The sequence below is a fragment of the Streptomyces echinatus genome, from assembly GCF_014203595.1.
GTDB classification, from domain to species: domain Bacteria; phylum Actinomycetota; class Actinomycetes; order Streptomycetales; family Streptomycetaceae; genus Streptomyces; species Streptomyces echinatus.
Genome location: NZ_JACHJK010000016.1, coordinates 166,834 through 187,842, shown reverse-complemented (window position 1 = coordinate 187,842; position 21,009 = coordinate 166,834). Strand labels below are relative to the sequence as shown.

The 21,009-nt window shown below is 75.0% G+C and carries 13 protein-coding genes; 6 read left to right on the top strand and 7 right to left on the bottom strand.

All coding sequences use genetic code 11. The features are described from left to right. The first annotated feature begins 98 nt into the window (after positions 1–98). Both FHS34_RS34705 and FHS34_RS34700 read left to right on the top strand, forming a co-directional pair. On the top strand, positions 99–1,934 hold the full coding sequence (locus FHS34_RS34705; RefSeq protein WP_184972951.1) for a glycoside hydrolase family 15 protein: 1,836 nt from the start codon (positions 99–101) through the stop codon (positions 1,932–1,934). Positions 1,935–2,046: 112 nt separating this feature from the next. Further along, positions 2,047–2,283 carry a hypothetical protein gene (locus tag FHS34_RS34700; RefSeq protein ID WP_184972949.1) on the top strand — a complete coding sequence of 79 codons (237 nt, stop codon included), beginning with the start codon at positions 2,047–2,049 and terminating at the stop codon, positions 2,281–2,283. A 12-nt stretch (positions 2,284–2,295) separates the two neighbouring features. Here FHS34_RS34700 and FHS34_RS34695 read toward each other — a convergent pair whose 3' ends face one another. The 3 genes from FHS34_RS34695 to FHS34_RS34685 form a co-directional block, all read right to left on the bottom strand. Beyond that, a complete protein-coding gene (locus FHS34_RS34695) occupies positions 2,296–2,472 on the bottom strand; it encodes a hypothetical protein (RefSeq protein ID WP_184972947.1) in 177 nt (58 codons plus the stop codon). A gap of 123 nt (positions 2,473–2,595) precedes the next feature. After that, a complete protein-coding gene (locus FHS34_RS34690) occupies positions 2,596–5,334 on the bottom strand; it encodes a SpoIIE family protein phosphatase (protein WP_221509844.1) in 2,739 nt (912 codons plus the stop codon). A gap of 113 nt (positions 5,335–5,447) precedes the next feature. Then, positions 5,448–7,997: a SpoIIE family protein phosphatase gene (locus tag FHS34_RS34685; protein ID WP_184972943.1), complete on the bottom strand. Its 2,550-nt coding sequence runs from the start codon at positions 7,995–7,997 to the stop codon at positions 5,448–5,450. 524 nt (positions 7,998–8,521) lie between these two features. Between FHS34_RS34685 and FHS34_RS34680 the strand changes: the two genes are divergently transcribed. Then, positions 8,522–9,871: a hypothetical protein gene (locus FHS34_RS34680; protein WP_225817393.1), complete on the top strand. Its 1,350-nt coding sequence runs from the start codon at positions 8,522–8,524 to the stop codon at positions 9,869–9,871. A gap of 200 nt (positions 9,872–10,071) precedes the next feature. Here FHS34_RS34680 and FHS34_RS34675 read toward each other — a convergent pair whose 3' ends face one another. Together FHS34_RS34675 and FHS34_RS34670 are read right to left on the bottom strand one after the other, a co-directional pair. Beyond that, positions 10,072–10,359 (bottom strand): DUF1232 domain-containing protein, encoded by a 288-nt coding sequence (locus FHS34_RS34675; protein ID WP_184972941.1) that lies wholly within the window; start codon positions 10,357–10,359, stop codon positions 10,072–10,074. A gap of 32 nt (positions 10,360–10,391) precedes the next feature. Continuing rightward, positions 10,392–11,633: a hypothetical protein gene (locus FHS34_RS34670; protein WP_225817392.1), complete on the bottom strand. Its 1,242-nt coding sequence runs from the start codon at positions 11,631–11,633 to the stop codon at positions 10,392–10,394. 419 nt (positions 11,634–12,052) lie between these two features. Between FHS34_RS34670 and FHS34_RS34665 the strand changes: the two genes are divergently transcribed. Together FHS34_RS34665 and FHS34_RS34660 are read left to right on the top strand one after the other, a co-directional pair. Next, the gene (locus FHS34_RS34665) at positions 12,053–12,448 is read left to right on the top strand and encodes a PadR family transcriptional regulator (RefSeq protein ID WP_184973013.1); all 396 of its coding nucleotides are present in this window, start codon (positions 12,053–12,055) and stop codon (positions 12,446–12,448) included. After that, positions 12,445–13,449, top strand: coding sequence for a hypothetical protein (locus FHS34_RS34660; RefSeq protein WP_184972939.1), 1,005 nt, complete (start codon positions 12,445–12,447; stop codon positions 13,447–13,449). Before FHS34_RS34665 ends, FHS34_RS34660 begins: the two co-directional genes overlap by 4 nt. A 70-nt stretch (positions 13,450–13,519) precedes the next feature. On the opposite strand, the gene FHS34_RS34655 is transcribed toward FHS34_RS34660, so the two are convergent. Further along, positions 13,520–14,485 (bottom strand): DUF1152 domain-containing protein, encoded by a 966-nt coding sequence (locus tag FHS34_RS34655; protein ID WP_184972937.1) that lies wholly within the window; start codon positions 14,483–14,485, stop codon positions 13,520–13,522. Positions 14,486–14,642: 157 nt separating this feature from the next. Between FHS34_RS34655 and FHS34_RS34650 the strand changes: the two genes are divergently transcribed. Continuing rightward, the gene (locus FHS34_RS34650; RefSeq protein ID WP_184972935.1) at positions 14,643–19,238 is read left to right on the top strand and encodes a hypothetical protein; all 4,596 of its coding nucleotides are present in this window, start codon (positions 14,643–14,645) and stop codon (positions 19,236–19,238) included. Positions 19,239–19,295: 57 nt separating this feature from the next. Here the strand turns inward: FHS34_RS34650 and FHS34_RS34645 are convergent, their stop codons facing one another. Next, positions 19,296–20,660: an FAD-dependent oxidoreductase gene (locus FHS34_RS34645; protein ID WP_184972933.1), complete on the bottom strand. Its 1,365-nt coding sequence runs from the start codon at positions 20,658–20,660 to the stop codon at positions 19,296–19,298. Positions 20,661–21,009: the final 349 nt, after the last annotated feature.

Here is a 21,009-nt window from a genome sequence, read left to right as displayed (position 1 = left end):
AAGCAGGGAGAAATCTCCGCCGGATCGGACAGTGCACCGCACGAGGGGAACGCGCCCCGGGCGGACACCCGCACCGCACGCTCACCGGGAGGCCGCCGATGGCCGCGACGCCGTTCGCCGGGGACGCCCCCGGCCCCCGCTACCCGCCCATCGCCGAGCACGGACTCATCGGCGACCTGCGCAGCGTGGCCCTGGTCGGCACCAACGGCACGATCGACTGGTACTGCTGCCCCTCCTTCGACTCCCCGAGCGTCTTCGCGGCGATCCTCGACGCCGAGCGCGGCGGACGCTTCGAGCTGGCCGCCGCCGTACCGGCGCGCACCAAGCAGTTCTACTTCCCCGACACCAATGTGCTGATCACCCGGTTCTTCACGGAGGACGGCGTCGGCGAGGTCCAGGACTTCATGCCCGTCTGCTGCGACGAGTCGCGCGAGGTGCGCCGGCACCGGGTGATCCGGCGCGTGGTGTGCGTGCGCGGCACCGTGCCGTTCCGGGCCCTGATCGCCCCGCGCTTCAACTACGGCGCCGACCCGCACACCCTGACCGCGGCGGAGGGCATGCAGGTCTTCGAGTCCCCCGGCCGGTCCCTGGCGCTCACCTCCACCGTCACGGTGGAGAACGACGGCCGGGACGCGTGGGCCGACTTCAAGCTGAGCGAGGGCGAGACGGCGGTGTTCGCCCTCGACCAGATCGGCGAGGAGGTCATGCCCCGCGGCTGCGCCCACGCCGAGGCCGAACACGAGTTCAACGCCACCGTCACCTACTGGCGCAAGTGGCTGCAGCAGTCCCGCTACCGGGGCCGCTGGCGCGAGATGGTGCACCGCTCCGCCCTCACCCTGAAGCTGCTCACCTACGCCCCCACCGGCGCCATCGTCGCCGCCCCCACCACCAGCCTGCCCGAGCAGCTCGGCGGCGAGCGCAACTGGGACTACCGCTACGTGTGGGTCCGCGACGCCGCCTTCGCCGTCTACGCGCTGCTCCGGCTCGGTTTCAGCGGCGAGGCCGCGGCCTTCATGAAGTTCCTGACCACCCACATCAGCCCCGGCGACGGTGCCGCCTCCGGACCACTGCAGATCATGTACGGCATCGACGGCCGGGCCGATCTGCCCGAACGCGAGCTGCCGCACCTGGAGGGACATCTGGGCTCCGCGCCGGTCCGGGTCGGCAACGCCGCCGCCGACCAGCTCCAGCTGGACATCTACGGCGCCCTGATCGACTCGATCTACCTCTACGACAAGTGGGCCCAGCCCATCTCCAGCGGCCAGTGGGACGACGTGTGCCACCTGGTCGACTGGGTGTGCGACCACTGGGACCAGCCCGACGAGGGCGTGTGGGAGACCCGCGGCGGCCGCAAGAACTTCCTGTACTCCCGGCTGATGTGCTGGGTCGCGATCGAGCGCGCCATCCGCCTCGCCACCCACCGCGGACTGCCCGCAGACCACCGGCGCTGGCGCCAGGCCCGGGACACCATCTACCGGAGGATCATGGACCACGGCTGGTCGGAGCGCCGGGGCGCCTTCGTGCAGTACGAGCACGCCGACGTGCTCGACGCCTCGCTGCTGATGATGCCGCTCGCCAAGTTCATCGCCCCCACCGACCCCAAGTGGCTGTCCACGCTGGACGCCCTCACCGAGGACCTCGTCTCCGACTCCCTCGTCTACCGCTACGACCCCCAGGCCAGCCCGGACGGCCTCCGCGGCGACGAGGGCACCTTCTCCATCTGCTCCTTCTGGTACGTCGAGGCGCTCGTCCGGGCCGGCCGGGTGGACGAGGCCCGGCTGGCCTTCGAGAAGATGCTGACCTACGCCAACCATCTCGGCCTGTACGCCGAGGAGATCGGCCGCACCGGCGAGCAACAGGGCAACTTCCCGCAGGCGTTCACCCATCTTTCCCTGATCAGCGCCGCGTTCAACCTGGACCGCGCCCTCGGCTGAGCCGTCCGCCGGCACCGGCTCCGATCGGGCTGTGTGTGCGCAGGTCGCAGGGGTACCCGGGGTGTCCGGAAAGCGGAATCGACTCAGGGTCGACAGAAGGAGGAGACCCCGGATGACCAGCACCAGCGAGACCGGCGACGTCACCGGCACCCGCGACAAGGACTACAACCTGATCTGGTACGTCGAGGCGTGCTTGAACAACGCCCTGCGGCTGGAGCAGTACATCCAGGACGCCGAGCGCGACAAGGACAACGAGGTCGCGGACCTGTTCCGCAAGGCACAGTCCGACAGCCGCAAGGGCGCCGAGCTGGGCAAGCAGCTGCTGCGCTCCCGGCTGAACGGCGGCTGACCGCCGCCCCGCTCAGGCGAACCGGGAACTGGGAACGGGCCCGGCGGACCGCACACGCGCCCGGTCACCGCGCAGCCATGTGCCCCCGACGGCCGTGGCGAACGCGGTGAACTCCGCGGCGCCGTCCGCCGTGCCCGCGCCGTCCCCGGCGTCCGGCCCCTGGCGCAGCTGGCCGCCCCACGGCGCCACCACCCGACTGGTACAGCAGCGCGACGCTGTCCGGGGTGACCGCGGGCGGATCAGACGGCGATTCCTGCGCGAGCACATGGCCCGCGGCCGAGGTGTCCTCAACGGATTTCCCGCGCCGGACGCTCAGGGCAGCGGCTGCTCCGCCCAGATCACCTTGCCGTGCGGGCTGTACCGGGTGCCCCAGCGCTCGGCGAGCTGCGCGACCAGGAACAGGCCCCGGCCGCCTTCGTCGGTGCTCGCCGCGTACCGCAGATGCGGCGAGGTCGTGCTGCTGTCGGAGACCTCGCAGATCAGCGTGCGGTCGCGCAGCAGCCGTACCCCGATCGGGCCGCGCCCGTAGCGGATGGCGTTGGTGACCAGCTCGCTCAGGACCAGCTCCGTCGTGAACCCCAGTTCGTCCAGTCCCCAGTCGGACAGGGTCCGGGTCACCGAGGACCGCACCTGCGACACCGCGGCCGGCTCGGACGGCACCTGCCACTGCGCGACCCGGTCGGAACCCAGCACCCGGGTCCGGGCGACGATCAGCGCCACGTCGTCACTCGGCCGGGCGGGAAGCCGTTCCAGCACGGCACGGCAGGTGTCCTCCGGGGAGGCGCCCGGCGTCCGGCGCAGGGCGTCGCTCAGCAGAGCGAGCCCCTCGTCGATGTCCCGCTCCCGGTCCTCCACCAGACCGTCGGTGTACAGCACCAGCCGGCTGCCCTCCGCCAGCTCCAGCTCCGCCGTCTCGAACGGCAGCCCGCCCAGGCCCAGCGGCGGGCCGGCGGGCACCTCCGGGAACTCCACACCACCGTCCGGCCGCACCAGCGCGGGCGGCGGATGCCCCGCCCGGGCCAGGGTGCACAGCCGGGACACCGGGTCGTAGATCGCGTACAGACAGGTGGCGCCCGTGACCAGGGCCGCGTCCCCCGCCGGGTTCTCGTCCTGGTCGATCCGGCCGACCAGCTCGTCCAGCAGGCCGAGGAGCTCGTCCGGCGGCAGGTCGAGCGAGGAGAAATTGTGCACCGCCGTGCGCAGCCGGCCCATGGTCGCCGCCGCGTGCAGTCCGTGCCCCACGACATCGCCGACCACGAGGGCCACCCGGGCACCGGACAGCGGCAGCACGTCGAACCAGTCGCCGCCGACCCCGGACTGGGCCGGCAGGTAGCGGTAGGCGATGTCCAGGGCGCCCTGCTCGGGCAGGGTGCGCGGCAGCAGGCTGCGCTGGAGGGTCACCGCCATGCTGTGCTCACGGGTGTAGCGGCGGGCGTTGTCGATGGACACCGCGGCCCGCGCCACCAGCTCCTCCGCCAGCGCCACCTCCTCGGCGTCGAACGGCTGCGGCCTCTGCGCGCGCCAGAAGTTCGCCACGCCCAGCACCAGACTGCCGGCCCGCAGCGGCACGGTGATCAGCGAGTGGATGCCGTAGTCCAGCACCCGGTCCGTGCGCTCCGGGTTCTGCGCCCGCCAGCCGGGCTCCTTGCGCAGCTCCGGCACGACGACCGACTGGCCGGTCGTCAGCGAACGGGCCTGCGGCGAGGTGGCCACCCACCGGATCCGCTCGCCGACCGGGTACAGCGGGGCGTCCCCCCGGATACCCGAGACGGCCGTGCGGCGCAGGGCCGTCCCCGGCCGCGGCTCCTCCCCGCTGATCACCGCGTCGAACAGGTCCACCGTCGCGAAGTCCGAGAACCGGGGCACCGCGAGCTCGGCCAGCTCCTCCGCGGTCCGGGTCACGTCCAGGCTGGTGCCGATGCCCACCCCGGCGTCGTACAGCATGTTCAGCCGCTCCCGGGCGACCTCCGCCCGGCCGGACAGGGCGCGCAGCTCGGTCGAGTCGCGCAGCGTGGTGACGCTGCCGGGCGGGCCGCCGCGCAGGTCCGTCGGCCGCTGGTTGATCGCCAGCAGGCGGTCCTTGACCAGGTGCACCTCGTCGGTGGCGACCCGTCCCGAGGCCAGCAGGTCCGCCGTCTCCTCGTCCAGTCCCAGCTCCTGCACATGCCGCCGCTCCGCGTCCGCGGGCAGGTTCAGCAGCCGGTGGGCCTCGTCGTTGGCGAGCAGCAGCTGGCCGTCGCCGCTGACGATCAGCACACCTTCCCGGACCGCGTGCAGCACCGCGTCGTGGTGCTCGTACATCCGGGTCATCTCGTACGGCCCGAGACCGTGCGTCTGGCGCAGCAGCCGTCTGCTGACCAGGGCGGTGCCCCCGGTGGCCAGCACGAGCGCGACGGCCGCCGCGCCGACCAGCAGCGGCAGCTGCTGGTCGGCGGCCCCGCCCACGTGCGCGGTGGTGATCCCGGCGGACACCAGGCCCACCACCGTGCCGGCCGAGTCCTTCACGGGCACCACGACCTGCACCAGCGGCCCGATGGTGCCGGTGATGTGCTCGGTGACCGTGCGGCCTTCCAGGGCCGGGGTGATGTCGCCGACGAACTTCTTGCCGATGCGGTCGGGGTTGGGGTGCGTGTAGCGGACGCCGTCGGTGTCCATCACGACGATGAAGTCCACGCCGGTCGCCTTGCGGGCGGCCTCCGCACGCGGCTGGAGCACGGCCGTGGGATCGGGGGAGCGCAGGGCCGCGACCGTGCCGGGCGCGTGAGCGAACGTTTCGGCCACGGCGAGGGAACGATTCGCCGCCTCGACGTCGCTGTCGTGCCGTACCTGGAGCACCTGGGCCACCACCGCCGAGACGACCAGCAGCAGCACGATCACCACCTGCAGGACGAACACCTGACCGGCCACGCTGCGCCCGGTCACCGCCGACCGGAGCACCCCGGACCTGCCGCCGTCCGTGCCGCCCTCCGCTTCCGACGGGCTGTGCGGTGCGCGTGGGTGCCCAGACGATCGGGGCGGCCGAGTCGCGGGCCGGCCGGGCAGTCGCACCATGTGCCCATGTCTACACTGCCGGGCGCCGTCAGGCGAGACTGTCACCCGAGGTGACGACCGCCGACCGGACGGCTCAGGACCGGCACCCGCGCCGTGCGGGCGGTGGGGCCCGGTCATGACCGGTGCGCGGCTGCCGGGCCGCGGGCGCAGTGGCTCCGCCGGCCGTCCCGGGAGGCCGCCGCGCGGCGGGCGGCCAGGAGGAGGGCCACGTCGTCCGGGCGGTCGGTGGCCAGCCGGGCGGTGGCGGTGAGCCGGTCGGCGACCGCGGCCAGGGTCCGCCCGCCGCGCCGGCAGGCGGCGGCGCCCGCCTTGGCCAGCGCCAGCCGCAGCGCGGTGATCCCGTCGTCGATGTCGGTGCCGGGCCGTTCCACCAGGCCGTCGGTGTACAGGGCGAGGATCGCGTCCGGCTCCAGCGGCAGCTCGGTCACCGGGTAGCGGGCGTGCGGATCCACCCCGAGCACGACACCACCCGCGATGTCCAGCACCCGGGTGCGGCCGTCCGGGCAGCGCAGCAGGGGCGGCGGATGACCGGCCCGGGCGATCCGGGCCCGGCCGGTGGCGGGGTCCAGACGCAGATAGCAGCAGCTGGCGAACTGGCCCGGGTCCAGATCGATCAGCAGATGGTTGGTGCCGCTCAGCACCTCGTCCGGCGGCCGGTCGCCCAGCGCGAAGGCCCGGACCGCGCTGCGCAGCTGGCCCATGGTGGCCGCGGCCTGCACCCCGTGACCCTGCACGTCGCCGATGACCAGCGCCAGCCCGTCCCCGGCCTCGACCACGTCGTACCAGTCGCCGCCCACGTCCATGCCCTGGGTGCCCGGCAGATAGCGGCCCGCGGTCTCCACCTGCGGATGCGCCGACAGCCGGCGCGGCAGCAGGGCCTGCTGCAGCCCACGGGCGAGGGCCGCCTCGCTGTCGTACCGGCGGGCCCGCTCCATCGCCTGCGCGATCAGCCCGGCCAGCGCCGTGAGGACCGTACGCTCCTCCGTGCTGAAGCCGCGCGGGCGGTCGAAGCCGAGGATGCAGGAGCCGACCGGCCGGCCGGAGGCGATCAGCGGCAGGAAGGCACGGGCTCCCACGTCGGCGTCGAGCGCGAGCCCCGGGTAGGCCGCCGCGAGCTGCTCCATGGACTCGAAGAACAGGGGCCGGCCGGTGGTCAGGGTCTCCACGCCCGGGATGGGCGCGTCGAGTCCCACACCGTCGAACGGGGCCAGGAAACCCTGCGGGAACCCGTTCTCCCAGGCCAGGTACAGATGCCGGTCCTGGAGCAGGTAGATGGCCAGTCGCCGGCCGCCGAAAGCGGGCAGCAGCTCCTGCATGACCACCGCCGACACCTGCCGGGCGGTCACCGCGTCCGTCAGCGCGATGGCCAGCGCGATCGGCCGGTACAGCGGCGCCAGCGAGCGGTCGCCGACCACCGTGTCCCCGCTCGCACGCGGCACCGGCACCGGTTCGGCCGTGGTGTCCATGCGACTGGCCGGTGCGAGCGTGAAGGTCAGCAGGTCCGTGCCGGGATGCACCGACACGGCCAGCCAGTCGCCCTCGCCGGCCCCGTCCCGCTCGCCGGCCGGCCGCTGCACGTGGAAGTGCACCGAATCCGGGGCGAGCAGGGCACCGCGCAGATGGTCGTCGTACGGCGGCCCGCCCAGCCACGGCAGCGCGTCCCACAGCTCACGCCCGAGCAGCCATTCCTGTGCCCGGCCCGTGAGCCGGGCCATCGCCGGATTCGCGTAGACGATCTGCCCCAGCCGGTCCAGGCAGAACACGCCCTGCGGCAGCAGGTCGGCCGCGCCGTCCGCGGAGGCGGCCGGACCGGGGTGGAAGATCACACCGGCGACCGGCGACTCGTCGTCCCCGGCACCCTCCGGCCACAGGTCCATCAGCCGCTGCGTGCCGTCCCCGGCGCGCAGCACGAGCGGCGCGTTCGGCGGCTTTCCCGCGGCTGCTTCGCGCAGCGCGGCCAGGATCCGGTGCGCGTCGGCCGGGGCCACGGCCTGCGCGAGAGCCGCGTCCGTACCCGCGAACTCGCCGGGGCGCAGACCGAGGAGGGCGTGCAGCCGGTCGTCCGCGCACACCACGGAGGTCACCGGGTCCCAGCTGAACCGTCCCGCGGCGGCCTGCGCGGGCCGGTCCGGGGGCGGCCGGACGCACATCGGCTCCCCGTCCCAGAACACCGCGCTCTCGTCCCCGTCGGCCAGCGCGAGCAGCTCCGCGCCCAGGCCCTCGGCCAGCCGGGCGAGCGGTTCCCGGTCCAGGAGCTCGTCCACGGTGTCCGTCACCGCCGGGCGCAGCACGCTGAGCACGCCGAGCGGCTCGGTGCCGCCCGGGACCGGCACGTGCACCGATCCGAACGGGAAGGGCAGCCCGGCCGCGAACTGCGGATAACGGCGCATGGTCTCGGTGGCGTTCGGCAGGATCACCTGGACGCCGAGCCGGTAGGCGTCGGCGACGGGGAAGGGACGGTCGACGTGCAGCCGCCACCAGGGCCTGAACAGCGGTCCCGGCAGACCCGCGAGCACCGAGAGGCGCAGCAGGCCCGGCGTGCCGGACCGCAGATACACGCCCGCCACCCGGCCGCCGGCCGCACCCAGGGCGCTGGTCGAGGCGTCGACCAGCAGCGCGGCCAGCCGGTCCCGCGTACGGACCGCCTCGTCGCTCCCAGCCATCGGCTCTACCTCGTCCCGTGCGCCTCCGGTGGCTGACACAGCAAGAATGCGCCACGAGACGCACCGGACGCACCTGGGCGGCGGAGGAAAAGAGGAAGGGCCGGGCATCCTCCCGCACCGGTGCCGTCTCCCCGTCCCGTCGGCACGCCCGGGCGGACCCTCCGGGTACGGCGGGGCGGCACCCTCGGCCGGGACGCGGGAGGGCGTGCGCGGTTGGCGGCGGGGGCCACGGGCGGGCGGCGTGCGGTGGGTGGTGAGGGCAGGGAGGAGTTCACGCGGCGGCGGGGGCGAGGAGAGGGGACGCGGTCGGCGGTCGGGCCGGGCTGGGGGCGCGTGGCCGGTGGCCGGTGCCCGGGACGGGGGCGCGCAGGCTGGACCGGTGGGGGAGGGCGCCCGGTCGTCTCACACCAGTGCCCCGCCCGAGTGGCGGCGTCCCGGGCCCGCTCCTAGTAATGGACTCCGTAACGCCGCGACCGCGTGCGGGGGCGCAGGTGCGGTCGCACGCCGCCTCTCCTGGAGCCGAGATGACGACCCGCCCTTCGTCCCCCTGTCCCGACGACTCGCTGATAACTCCGGCACCGGCCGCCACCGGCCTCGCCACCCCGCCCCCGAAGCTCCTGATGTGGCCCCTGCGGCCGCCCGAGGGACTTCCCGACGCCCAGCCCGCGGACGATCCCGAGTCCGGCGACCCCCTGCAGGGCCTGGTCCACGCGGCCGTGGCCGACCGCCCGCTGGAGGACGTCGTCCGGCTCATCACGCTGCTGGAGAGCTCACCCGAACACGCCCGGATCAAGGCCGACGCGCTGCGCGCGGTCGCGGTCGACCGGTCCGTGGAGGACCTCGCCCGGCTGGTGACGCTGCTGACCGAGCCGCCCCGGGAGACGGGCAGCGCCGACGAAGCGATCCGCGTCGCCGCCGAGCGCCGGCCGCTGGAGGACGTCTCCCGCCTGATGCAGCTGCTGCACCGCAGACCGCTGGAACCGCACTGCTGGGAGGAGGCCGTCCGGGCGGTGGCCGTCCACCGGCCCGTCGAGGAGCTGGCCGAGCTGATCGGCCGGCTGGCCGAGGACCGTAAGGAGTTCGAGCGCCGGCGGTCCGAGCCGGTCAACCCCGGGCCGGTCAACCCCGGGCCGGTCAACCCCGGGCCGGTCAACCCCGGGCCGGTCAGCCCCGGCCCGACGGACCCCGAGCCGAGGAACGGCGAGCCGCCGGTCGTCGAGCCGCCGGGTGCCGGCCCCGCGTACCTCCGGCCGACGAACCTCGAACCGCCGGGCGTCGCACCCGCGTGTCCCGAGCGGGCGCCGGCCGAGCCGATGGGTTCCGAGCCCGCCGGCCCCTGGTCCACGGCCGCCGCCACGGCACCGGGGCTCGCGTCGTCCCTGCGGGTCCGGCCCGCCGGGGCACGGCAGCACAAGACGCGGCAGCCGAGGCAGCCGCGGGTGGCCGACGCACGTGCCGGGGACGGCCCTCTTCCGGGCGCCTCCGTGTGGGCCGCCCGGGGCGCCGCGCTGCTGGTGCTCCTGTGCGGGCTGGCCCACGTCCCGCGCTACTGGGCCGGGCTGTCCCACGGCGTGCTCGGGGCCACCCTGCTCGCCTCGGCGGTGTGCGGACTGCTGGCGCTCGCCCTCACGGCGCGCGCGGCGTCGGCCCGGCTCGTCGCGGCCACGGCCGCGGTCGGCGTGACGGCGGCGCTCGCGGCGGGGCACGTGCTCGGCGGACGGTTCGGCCTGCCCGACCCGGCGCGGCTGCAGGCGGCGACCCTGGCCCCGTCCTGGCTGGCCGGCCCGGTGGCCGCGGCGGCCGCCCTCGGGGCACTGTCGGTCCTGCTGACCGGCCTGACCCTGGCCGACGCCCAGCGCGAGGGAGTGCGTTGAGCGGACCGGGCTCGCCGTGCCGGCGGATGCCGGGACCGTCCCCGGTCTCGGCATCCGCCGCGTACGGCTGCGGCCGGACCCGCTCGGCGCCGCGGCGGCCGTGGTGAACGCGTCCCGCGGGCCGGGCCGGGGCTGTCGGGGCGCTCGGTGTGCCGGTGGGCGCCGGCCGCGCCGCGCGTGGTGCGGCAGGCCGCGGCCGGTCAGGCCCCGGTCGTCCGCCGGGGCAGCGGCCCGGCGGTGCGCAGGCTGCGCAGGGCGAGGAGCAGGACGCCGATGTCGTCCAGGTAGACCGGGTCCGGCAACAGGTCGGTGGGCAGCAGCAGATACGCGACCGCGCCCCAGAACACCCAGCGCGGGCCCGTCGGCAGACCCGCCCGCCGCAGCGTCCGCCGCGCCCGCACCAGCCGTACCAGCAGAGCGACGGCGACGGCGAGCAGCACCGCCGCGACGCAGGCGGCGATCACCAGCAGGGTCGTGGTCGTGTCCATCCTCGCTCCTCGTCCGGGGGGTAGGGGGACGGCTAGGACGAGCCGTCGTCCGCCTCACCGTCGGAACTCTTACCCTGCTTCTCCCGCTTCTCCTCCCGTGTGGCGCCCTCCGGTGTGCCGTCCGGCGTGCCGTTGGGTGCGGCACCCGTGGCGGGCTCCGGCTGCTGCCGGCCCTTGGCCGTGAGCTTCAGCCGTTCGAACGTACGCGTGAGCTGCTGCAGCGCGCCCGGAGTCCGGGGGCCGGGCCGCTGCTGGGGCAGGGCCGGCGCGGGCACGTCACGGTAGGCGGCCAGCGCCTCCAGCGCCTGCTCGGCGGCCTGCTTGTACAGGTCCCGGGACTTCGTCATCGCGTCCAGCGCCTCGGCGTACATCGCCACCAGCTTCCGCTCGCGCTCCAGTTCCTCCTGAAGGGTGAGCAGGGTCCAGTTCTCGCGCAGGTCCGTCAGCGCCTCTGCGGCGTCCCGCGGCAGGTACCGGGGCAGGGCGACGAAACGCCGCAGGGCCGCGACGAGTTCGGCCGGCTCCGAACCGTCCAGGAAGACATTGCGCACGCTGTGCTCGCGGCCGTCGTACCCCGCCGCCGCCGGATCCGGCGGCAGCAGCACCGCGCCGCCGCGCGGCACCTCGACGCCGAGGTCCTTCAGCGCCCAGTTCACGCCGCGCAGTTGCTGCGGTGCGGCCCGGTGCTCGACCACACGGTGCCGCAGACCGGACGGGAGCAGCCGCGTCAGCGGCAGCCGGCCCCGCTCGTCCGGGGTCATCGCCTCGTGCACGACGACATGGACGCACCACGCCTCACGGGCCGCGTCCCGCAGCCGGCGCCGCATCTCCTTGTCGTCCTCGGGCAGCGCGTTCGCCTGCCGCAGCCGCAGACCGGCCACCGTCGGGTGATGGTCCCAGGAGTCGTCGGCGCCCTCGTGGGCGGAAGTCTCGGGCCAGAACAGGGTCGCGGGCGAGGGCCACGCGTCGTCCCACGGCCGCTCCGCCTCCGCGACCAGCCGCCACTCGTGGCCCTGCGGCCGGCCGTCGGGCGGTACGAGGGTGAGCCGGGACCGCACGGTCACCGTGCCGCCGGCCCGCCAGCGGGCCTCGAAGACCCGCCGGGCCGGGCCGCCGTCTGCGGGCGGCTCGGCGAAGTCGTCGATGTCCCCGTTCTCCTTGTGCCGGCGCAGGGTGCGGCGGACGACCTCCTCGGGGGCGGGACCGGTGTGGCGGCCCCGGGCCGCCCAGAGGGTCTGCGGGATGGTGGCGTGGTCGGTGGCGGAGTTCGACATGAGCCAATCTGCTGATGGGGGCGGGTGCGTCTCCCAGTATCACCGCTGGGGGGTGCGACACGGCCGCCGGGGCCCGGCCCCGCGCGTCGCCCGGGAGCGCGACCGGCGCACGGGGTGTGCGGCGTACGCCCGGGGTGCGCGCGGTACGCGTCAGGTGCCCACGGTTCACCCGTGCCCGGCCGCCGTGCACGGCCGCCACAATGGTCCGGCGAACGGGGCCCGTCCGTCCATCCGCTTAGGGGCGGTCCCCGTTCACCCCGCGCGGGGGCCCCGGCACCGTCGCTGTTCACCTGCTGCGGATGCCTCGGCGCGGTCGCCCGAGGATCCACCCGGACGGCGTACACGGCACACCCGAGCGTGTCACTCTGCGCGATATATATCGGCAGCCGATATATTATGGGCGCATGACAGCGAAGAGCATGACCCGTGCGGCGTTCCTCGTCCTCACGGCGCTCGCCGACCAGCCCCGGCACGGCTACGGCATCCTGCGCGAGGTGGAGGAACTCTCCGACGGAGAGGTGCAGCTGCGGGTCGGCACGCTCTACGGCGTGCTCGACCGGCTCACCGCGGACGGCCTGATCGTGCTGGACCGGGAAGAGGTGCAGCAGGGGCGGCTGCGGCGCTACTACCGGCTCACCGACGAAGGCGTCGCGGCACTCGACGCCGAGGCTGAACGGATGGCCGCCGGCGCCGGGGCCGCCAAACGGCGCATCGCCGAGGGCCGCCGCGCCGGCACCCCGGCCCGTCCCGCCGCCGACGGCCCGGCCGGCCTCGAACTCCCCACCCCGCCCGGACTCGCGGGAGGCTACGCATGACCACCCTGCTGGAAGCCCGCTACCGCGCCGTCCTGCGCCTGCTCCCCGCCTACTACCGGCGGGAACGGGAGGAGGAGATGGTCGAGACATACCTGTGGGACCTCGACCGCGACACCCAGGACCAGAGCCGGCCCACCCTCGGTGAGGTGGCCAGCATCGCGGCACTCGCCGTGCGCTGCCGGCTCGGCGGGCCCGGAGCGCCGCGCCCGTACGCCCTCCTGGGCTCCGCCGTCCGTCAGTTCGCCCTGTTCGCCGTGCTGCTCCAGGCCGCCTCCGCGGTCGTGGACCGGGCCCTGGGCCTGACCTGGTCCTTCACCCGGGGCGCCGACGAACGGCGGTTGTTCCTCACCGGGTTCACCGGTAGGGACACGACCGACACGGTCGTCGCCGTGCTCACCTGGACGCTGCCCCTGCTGTGGACGGTCGCCTACTTCGCGCTGCTGCACGACCACCGCCGCGCGGCCCGGTACAGCGCGCTCGTCGCGGCCCTGCCCACCCTGTGGCCGCTGGCCGGCTCGCTCGCCGACGACCGAGCCGTACCGTGGATGCCCTGGTACGACACCCCGACGGCGCTGCTGGCCTGGCTGCCGGTGCTCGCCCTGTGCGCCGCCCAGCACCGGGACGCGCCCTCGGCCCGCCTGCCCGCGGGCTCTCCGGGACTGGTGTACCTGGCCGGATGCGTGGTGACCGGCGGGTCCGTCGTGCTGGTGCCGGCCGCGGTGGACACGGTCTGGGCGCCCGCCACCGGCTTCGCCGTGGGTGCCCTCGGCTGGCTGCTGTGGCGCGCCCGGCGCACGGACCGCACGCCCCCGGGTGCCGCCCTCGCCCTGGCCGCGCTCGGCCTGCTCGTCCTCTCGGTGCGGGTCGCCGCCCTCTACCCCTGGCTGCACGTGCCCGGCGCAGGCGCGCTGGTCGGCGGCGGCATCGGCCAGACGGCGGTGCTCGCCCTGCTGACCGCGGCGCTGGCCGTGATCGCGGGCCGCGACCTCGTACGGCGCTGACCTCCCGCACCGGTACCGGGCGCCGCCGACCGCACTGGTACCGGGCGCCGCCGCCCGGCCCGGCCGGCTCTCAGTGCGGGAACGCGCGGGGCGGCCGCTGGCGGGGCACCTCGTCCCGGAACCCGGCGATCTCCGTGCTGATCTGCCGCATCAGCACGGTGTTCTCCAGCCGGGACAGGTAGAGGTTGGCGGCCGCCAGCGCGGGCAGGTCGACGCAGAAGTACAGCGACATCAGCGGGTTCACGAACAGCTCGCTGCCCCGGGTGCGTTCGGTGAACCGCACGTCGCCGAAGTCCCCGCGCACCGCCGCGGAGACGGACCCGTGCACGATGCTCGGACGGCTCACGTGGCAGCGCTGGGCGTCGGCCACCGCGTCGAGGTAGGCGGCACCCTCAGGGCTCTCGCGCGGGAGGGAGAACGCGCCGAGATAGCCGCCCGCGCGGTCCAGAGCGGCCAGGTTCTCCAGGACCAGGGAGTGGTTGACCCCGTGGTGGGCGTCCACCCCGAAGCCCAGGCAGGCCACCAGGCGGTGCGGGACCTCCGCCAGCCCGGCGACGGCGGCCAGGCTCGCCATGTCCTCCTCCGGAGTGCCGAGCCCGTGCTCGTCACCGCGCATCAGGATGTCCGTGCCGCCGTCCACCAGCACGATCGCGTCCACCCCGCCGAGGTGGTCCAGGAGCGCCCGGTACGCGGCCCGCAGCGGCGCGACTCCCGTGAGGGGAAAGGCGTACACGACGTCGGGCAGGCCCTGGGACCGCAGCCACCGGGCGAGGGAACGCTCGGGGAAGTAGTCGCCGCGCAGCGGGGTTTGCGGACGGACGGCCGCGACGTCCACGTCGACCCAGTTCTCCAGGCCCAGGCCGTACAGATCGGCGAAGGACAGGCTGGCCAGGTGTACCTCCTTGCCGGCCGCTCGCAGCGCGAGGGCGAGCGGAAGCCCGGCGTAGACGTCGAAGCCGCCGCCGGCGCCTGCGACGAGCACGCGACGGGCCTCGCGCAGGCGGGTGAAGAAGGCCGGTTCGGACAACGAGAACATCGCAGGACCCTAACAGGGCTTATCCGGAACCGGGTTGGGGGTTTTCCCGGAACGGCCCCGGACGCGGCCCTGATCGTCCACAGGGGTGGGCCGGCGGCTTCCGGCGGTTGTCCACAGGCCCGGACCGGGTGTCGGGCCCCCGTGTCAAGATCGCCGCATGCTCACTCACGACCTGCTGCCCACGGAACCCCATCGGTCCACGACCTACGCGCGCTGGGTCACGTCGCACGACCCGGGCGCGGAGACCGCCGCCGTCGCCCTGCTCGGCGAGGTCTCGTCGGCCGTGTCGGCGGCGTATCCCAGGATGGGGCGCTGCCTGGAGCGGCTGCGTCGGCCGGCGAGCGGCCTTCCCCCCGCCCGGCAGCCCTGGTTCTGGGACACGGTGGGCCACCGTCTGCTGGGTTACCCCGGCGGTGCCGCCGCCAAGGCGTACACCCTGGCCCGCAAGGCGGAACAGGAGCACGCGCTGCCCGTCGACCCGGACTGGCGGCGGGCCAACGCGTATCTGTTCGCGACGCGTGGAGCTCTGCCGGTGAAGGAGCTGAGCGACCACCAGCGCTGGCTGGCCGGGCAGTTGCCGCCCGTCACGGCACACGAGGAGTACGTGCGCGTGCTCACCGCCTGGGCGGCCTCGCCCGGAGACCTCCCCGCGGACCTCGCCCGCCGGATCGCGGCCTCCGCCCGGGCCGCCGGCCTCGGCACCGACGAGGACGCCCGGGTCCTCGGACACGTCCTCGGTGCCGCACACGGCAAGGCGGTCCCGGACGCCCTGCTGGAGGCCGCCGCGGGCCCGCTGGGCGACCATCCGCAAGAACCGCGGGTGCGGGCCGCTCTGCTCGACCTGTTCCCCGAGTCCCGCAAGGACGCGGCGTCCTGGCTGCGCCTGCTGCTGCGCGGCGGCATCGTGGACGCGGCCGCGGCCGGCCACCTCGATCCGGAGGGCGGCACGGCCGGCTGGCTGCGCCGGTACACGCGCACGTACCGGCACCGGAAAGTGGCGTACGGCGGCGTGACCCGCCAGCCCATGCCCGCCGAACTCTTCGACATCCTCTCCCGGTTCGCCCCCCGGCTGCGCGCCGCGGCCACACCCGTGGTGATCCACGAGGACCGGTACCGCTGGCCGGACCTGGACGCCGACCTCCTGGACGCCTGCCTCGCCGAGGGCATCGCCGTCGAGGACCCGGGTGACGCCGTGCGTCTGACCTTCTGGGACGACCGGTCACGCCGCGACCTGAAGGCCCTGGCCGCGCACCCGGTGTTCGGCCGCCGCCTGGAGGGCACGGTGCACGAAGGTCTGCGCGGCGCCGGCACGGCGATCACCCGGCTCCCGGAGAACGCCGGCATCACCGCCGAGGTGCACACCCGTGTCGAGGGACTGCTCGGCGCGCTGCGCGGCGGCGGACTCGCCGCCGCCGACGAGGCGGTCACCGAACTGGCCGGCCTCCTCGACCGGCCCACCGCCGTCGCCCTGGACGGCATCGAGGAGGCGCTGGCCGGGCTGGACCTCACCGGCCCGCTGGCCCGCGCGCTGCACGCCGGGCTCCCGGAGGAGCTGGGCTGGCCCGCCCTGGACGCGGCCCTCGCCGGCTTCGACCCGGCCGACACGCTTCGCGTCACCTGCACCTGGCCCGTCCTCACCGTCTTCGGCGCCGGCCGCGCCGTGGCCGTCGACCCCGCCGGCACCCGGGCGACCTGCACCTTCCGGGTGCCGGACGACGCGGCCTCGCACACCGTGCACTACGCCGGCGGGGAATTCCTCGTCAGCTGGCGCCCCGGCGACCGCCAGTCGTCGTCCGCCGAAGGGGCGTTCTGGACCGACCGGCCGCACGAGATATTCACCCCGGAGGACGGCTTCGGGCTGCGGCCGTACGGCGGACTGATCCGAGGCGGGTTCGGGTACCAGTTCGAGACGCCGGACCGTCAGGGCCGGTTCGACGGGCAGCGGGTGCTGCGGCCGGGCGGGCGCGAGGGCATCGGCGGCCATGACTTCCAGCTGAGCGACGGCCGGCGGTTCTTCGGCGCCGAGGTGTTCCACACCCGCGGCAACTGGACGCCCCACGACCCCGTGACCGGCGCCCCCGCGGCCGACCGCACGCTGCCGGACTTCCACCGCGACCGGGAACTCCCGCCCGGCATGGAGGAGTTCGAAGGCGGTCAGTTCCTCGCCGAGCTGCCGGAGGAGGCCCCGGCCTCCCCGTTCGGCCAGGACGGACAGCTGGTCGGCTGCCGCGTCCTCAACCGCACGCCCTACCAGGGCCCTTCACCCACCGAGTTCCTGCTGGAGTCGGTCGACGGCCGCACCGCCCGCTACCGCAGCCGCCGCTTCGGCCGCCACCCGTGGGGCATCATCGGCCTCCCCGAGGTCGGCGAGGACGCCGTCACCGTCGGCGAGACGACGATCCGCTGCCACGCCTCCGCGGACAACTCGCTGCTGTGGCAGGTGCACGGCTTCGCCCCGCCCTCCGGACGCGACCGCGATCATCCGCCCACCCTCGGCGAGCAGGCCGGCCCGGTCCCGCCGCCCGCGTTCTGGCACTTCCTCACCCCCCGTGACGAACGCTCCTCCAAGGCGCTGCGCACCGTCTCCGGCGCGACCGTGCGCGCCCTCCTGGACGCCGCCCTGGACACCCCGGACGACGAAGGGCTGCGCGAGCGGGTCGCCCGGCTGCTGCCCGAGGCCGGCGACGCCCGAGTGCGGGACGGAGTGGTCCGCGCGGCCCGGCTCGCGGCCGGCGTCCTGCGCCGCCGTGAGGAGCTGTCCCGGCGCGTCGGGATCATGCGCTCCGGCCCGGTGGTGGACCTCCCCGCCGGCGTTCCCGACACCGCGCTCCTCCCCGCCCTGTCCGGACTGCTGCCCGACCTGCGTGCCTACGAGGCCCACGTCCCCGGGCGGCACCCCGGCACGCTCACCGCCCTCGCCGCCGACGGCCGCTTCCTGCGCGGCGAGATCGACGACGAGACCCGCCGCCTGGCCCCGCCCGCACGTCCCGCGGAATGGCAGGTGCTGCTGGGCCACATCGACGCCGTCGCCTGGCGGGCCGCCGTGGAGACCACACCCGCGGACGAACGCACCGCGCTGAACGCCCTGCTGCGGACCTGGAGCCGGCAGCCCTTCGCCGAACCCGGCGGCACCTGGCGCACCGGCCGGGCCCCGCGGGAGGAGGCGGCCGCCGTGCGGGACACGGCGGCGGGCCCCGTCCGCGGCAGCCTCTCCCGCTTCGTGCAGCCGGCCGCCGCACCCGCCCCGGCCGGCGCCGAGGAGGAGCGGACCGTCACGATCACCCGGGACGACGCCGCCCGCCTGCTCCGCCTCCTGGACCTGGTCGAACGCGACGGACCGGTCCAGCTGACCCCGGAGGCCCTCGCCGTCTTCGCCTGGCGCACCGGAGTACGGCGCCCCGTCGCCACCCTGGCCCTCGGCGGCCTCCCGAGCCGCGAGGGGTACCAGGAGCACGCCAGGATGCTGCGTTCCAAGCCCTACAAGGCGAACAGGACCACGGCCGCGGAGTACGACGGCTTCCGGCACCGGCTCGGCGCCCCCGGCCGGCGCGCGCTGCTGGCCGCCGGACTTCCCGAGGACCCGGCCGAGCTGTGGACGGCGGACGGCCTGGCCCGGGCCGCGGAACGCATGGCGGCCGTCTGGGCCGAACTGCTCGGCACCCGGCCCTACGTCGACGAGGAACTGGCGCAAACCCTGGAGGCGGACCTCGGCCTGCCCGCCGACTGGGCCCGCGCCCTGCCCACGGGCCGCCCGCCGGCCGAACCGGGCGCACAGGTTCTGGCCGTCAGCCGCGGCGGCCGGCTCCACCTGCACCGGGCGGAGCCGGACGGCACACCCGGCGAATGGATACGCCGCGACCGGGCCCCGCACACCGAGACGCTGTCCGTGATCGCCTGGGCCCTGACCGAGCGGCCGGCCGGCGACCCCGCGGCCGACGGCGCGCTGAGACTGCACAAGGGCCTGCGGGACTGGTCCGCCGCGCCCGACACGCTGGTCGAGCTGCCGGGCTGTCCGGCCCTGGCCCGGAAGGCCGCGGGGGATCCGGCCTTCCGGCCCTACGCGGGCACCGTGGTCCCGTGCCCCGAACCGCTCCCGGACACCGTGCCGGAGGCTCCCACGGCGGTGGACGACGGGATGTTCGTCGTCGCCGTCCCGAGCGGGGACGTCTTTCTGCGTACGGCCGCCCTCGCGGAACCGGAGAAGGTGGCGCGGGCGCTGGAGCTGTGCGACCGGCTGGACCTGCCCGGACTCCGGCGGGAACTCACCCGCACCCGGGCCCTGTTCGACGGCCTCGCCCGGATGGCGGCCCGCGCCGACGGGACACCCGTGCCCGTCGGGGGCTACGAGGCCAACCCCGCGCTGAGCGTGCCCGACCTGGTCGCCGCGGTCGCGGGGCGGCTCGGGGTCGGCACGGACGCCGCGGCGCTCCATCTCCAGCTGCACGCGCTCGCCCGGCCGACGGACCGCAACGTCCGCCGCTGGAACGGCTGGACGGCCGACCGGCACAAGGCGGCGCAGGCGGAGCTGGTGGCGGTCGGGGCCGTGGAGACCGGCCGGCGGGCCAGGGCCGGGCGCACGGCCTTCGCCCACGGCACCTGGGAGACACTCGACGCCCCCCATCTGCCCGTGGAGAGCGGCAAGCTGGACACCCACGGCGCGGTCCGGGCGGGCAAGCGTCTGGACGGCCCCTTCACCCGGCTGCTGTCCCCGGTGCCGCTGCACGAGCTGTTCGCGCAGGCGGCGGGGGCCTGAACCGCCCGGGGGGCCGGCGCGGCGCCGGCCCCCCGGGGCCCGAGAGGAGCAGGGAACTTACGCCCCGCTCTCCCGCAGCATGTCCTCACGCTCGACGATCTTCACCCGCTCGCGGCCCTGCGGCTCGCCCAGGGCGCGCTCGGCGGCGTCCAGCTTGTACCAGCCGTCCCAGGTGGTGAAGCGGACGTTCCGCTCGGCGAGGAAGGCGTCCACGGCCTCCGGCTCGGGCGCGGAGGGGGCGTGCAGCCGGCCGTGGGCGTAGTCGTCCAGCAGGTTGGCCACGGTCTCGTTGGCGTCACCCTTGGTGTGACCGATGAGGCCGACCGGGCCGCGCCGGATCCAGCCGGTGACGTAGGTGGACTGCAGGTGGGTGCCGCCCTCCTCGATCACCCGGCCGCCCTCGTCGGGGACGGTCCCGGAGTCGAGGTCCCAGGGCAGCTTGGGCAGCTTCTCGGACAGGTAGCCGACCGCGCGGTAGACGGCCGTGACGTCCCAGTCCTTGAACTCACCGGTGCCCTTGACGTTGCCGGTGCCGTCCAGGGCGGTGCGCTCGGTGCGCAGGCCGACGACCTTGCCGTCCTCGCCGAGGATCTCGGCCGGCGACTCGAAGAAGTGCAGGAACAGCTTGTGCGGGCGGTCGCCCGCGTCCCGGATCGCCCAGTTCTCCAGCGTCTTGGCGACCATGTCGGCCTGCTTGTTGCCGCGCCGGGTCTCGATCGAGCCCTCGTCGTAGTCGATGTCCTCGGGGTCGACGATGACCTCGATGTTCGGGGAGTGGTCCAGCTCGCGCAGCTCCATCGGGCTGAACTTCGCCTGCGCCGGGCCCCGGCGGCCGAAGACGTGGATCTCGACGGCCTTGTTGGCCTTCAGACCGTCGTGGACGTTCGGCGGGATCTCCGTCGGCAGCAGTTCGTCGGCGGTCTTGGCCAGGACGCGGGCCACGTCCAGGGCGACGTTGCCGACGCCGAGCACGGCGACCTTCTCGGCCTCCAGCGGCCAGGTGCGCGGCACGTCCGGGTGGCCGTCGTACCAGGAGACGAAGTCGGCGGCGCCGTAGGAGCCGTCCAGGTCGATGCCGGGTATGGACAGCGCGCGGTCGGCCGTCGCGCCGGTGGAGAAGATCACCGCGTCGTAGAAGGCGCGCAGGTCGTCCAGGCTGAGGTCCGTCGGGTAGTCGACGTTGCCGAACAGACGGATCTGCGGCTTGTCCAGCACCTGGTGGAGGGCGGTGATGATGCCCTTGATGCGCGGGTGGTCCGGCGCGACGCCGTACCGGATCAGGCCGAACGGGGCGGGCATCCGCTCGAAGAGGTCGATGGACACGCCGGGGTCGGCGGCCACCTCGGACTTGAGCAGGGCGTCGGCGGCGTAGATCCCGGCGGGGCCGGCTCCGACGATGGCTACCCGCAGGGGGCGCGGCATGATCAGGTTCCCTTCGAGTGAATGGGCGACTTGATCAGGAAGCCTAAACTAAGGCAGACCTAAGTTGGTACGGGGGTCGGGTCTATGACCTCATAAGCTGATCTTATGGCCTTTCCAGGGGTTGCTTATGCATGCCCGGGGGCCGGGCCGGCGGCGCGGGGCGAGCGGGCGTCGGCGGGCACACGGGGCGGTCGCGCCGGGGGCGAGTGTCGCGGCGACGGCCGGCGGCGGCTTCGGTGGCGCCACCTGGTACGAAGGCGGATGGAAGCGGGGTCCTGGGCCCCGGCCGTCGGCCTCACCCGTGACCGCATCCGCCGTCACCTCGGCAGCCGCTTCCGTGCCGACGCCG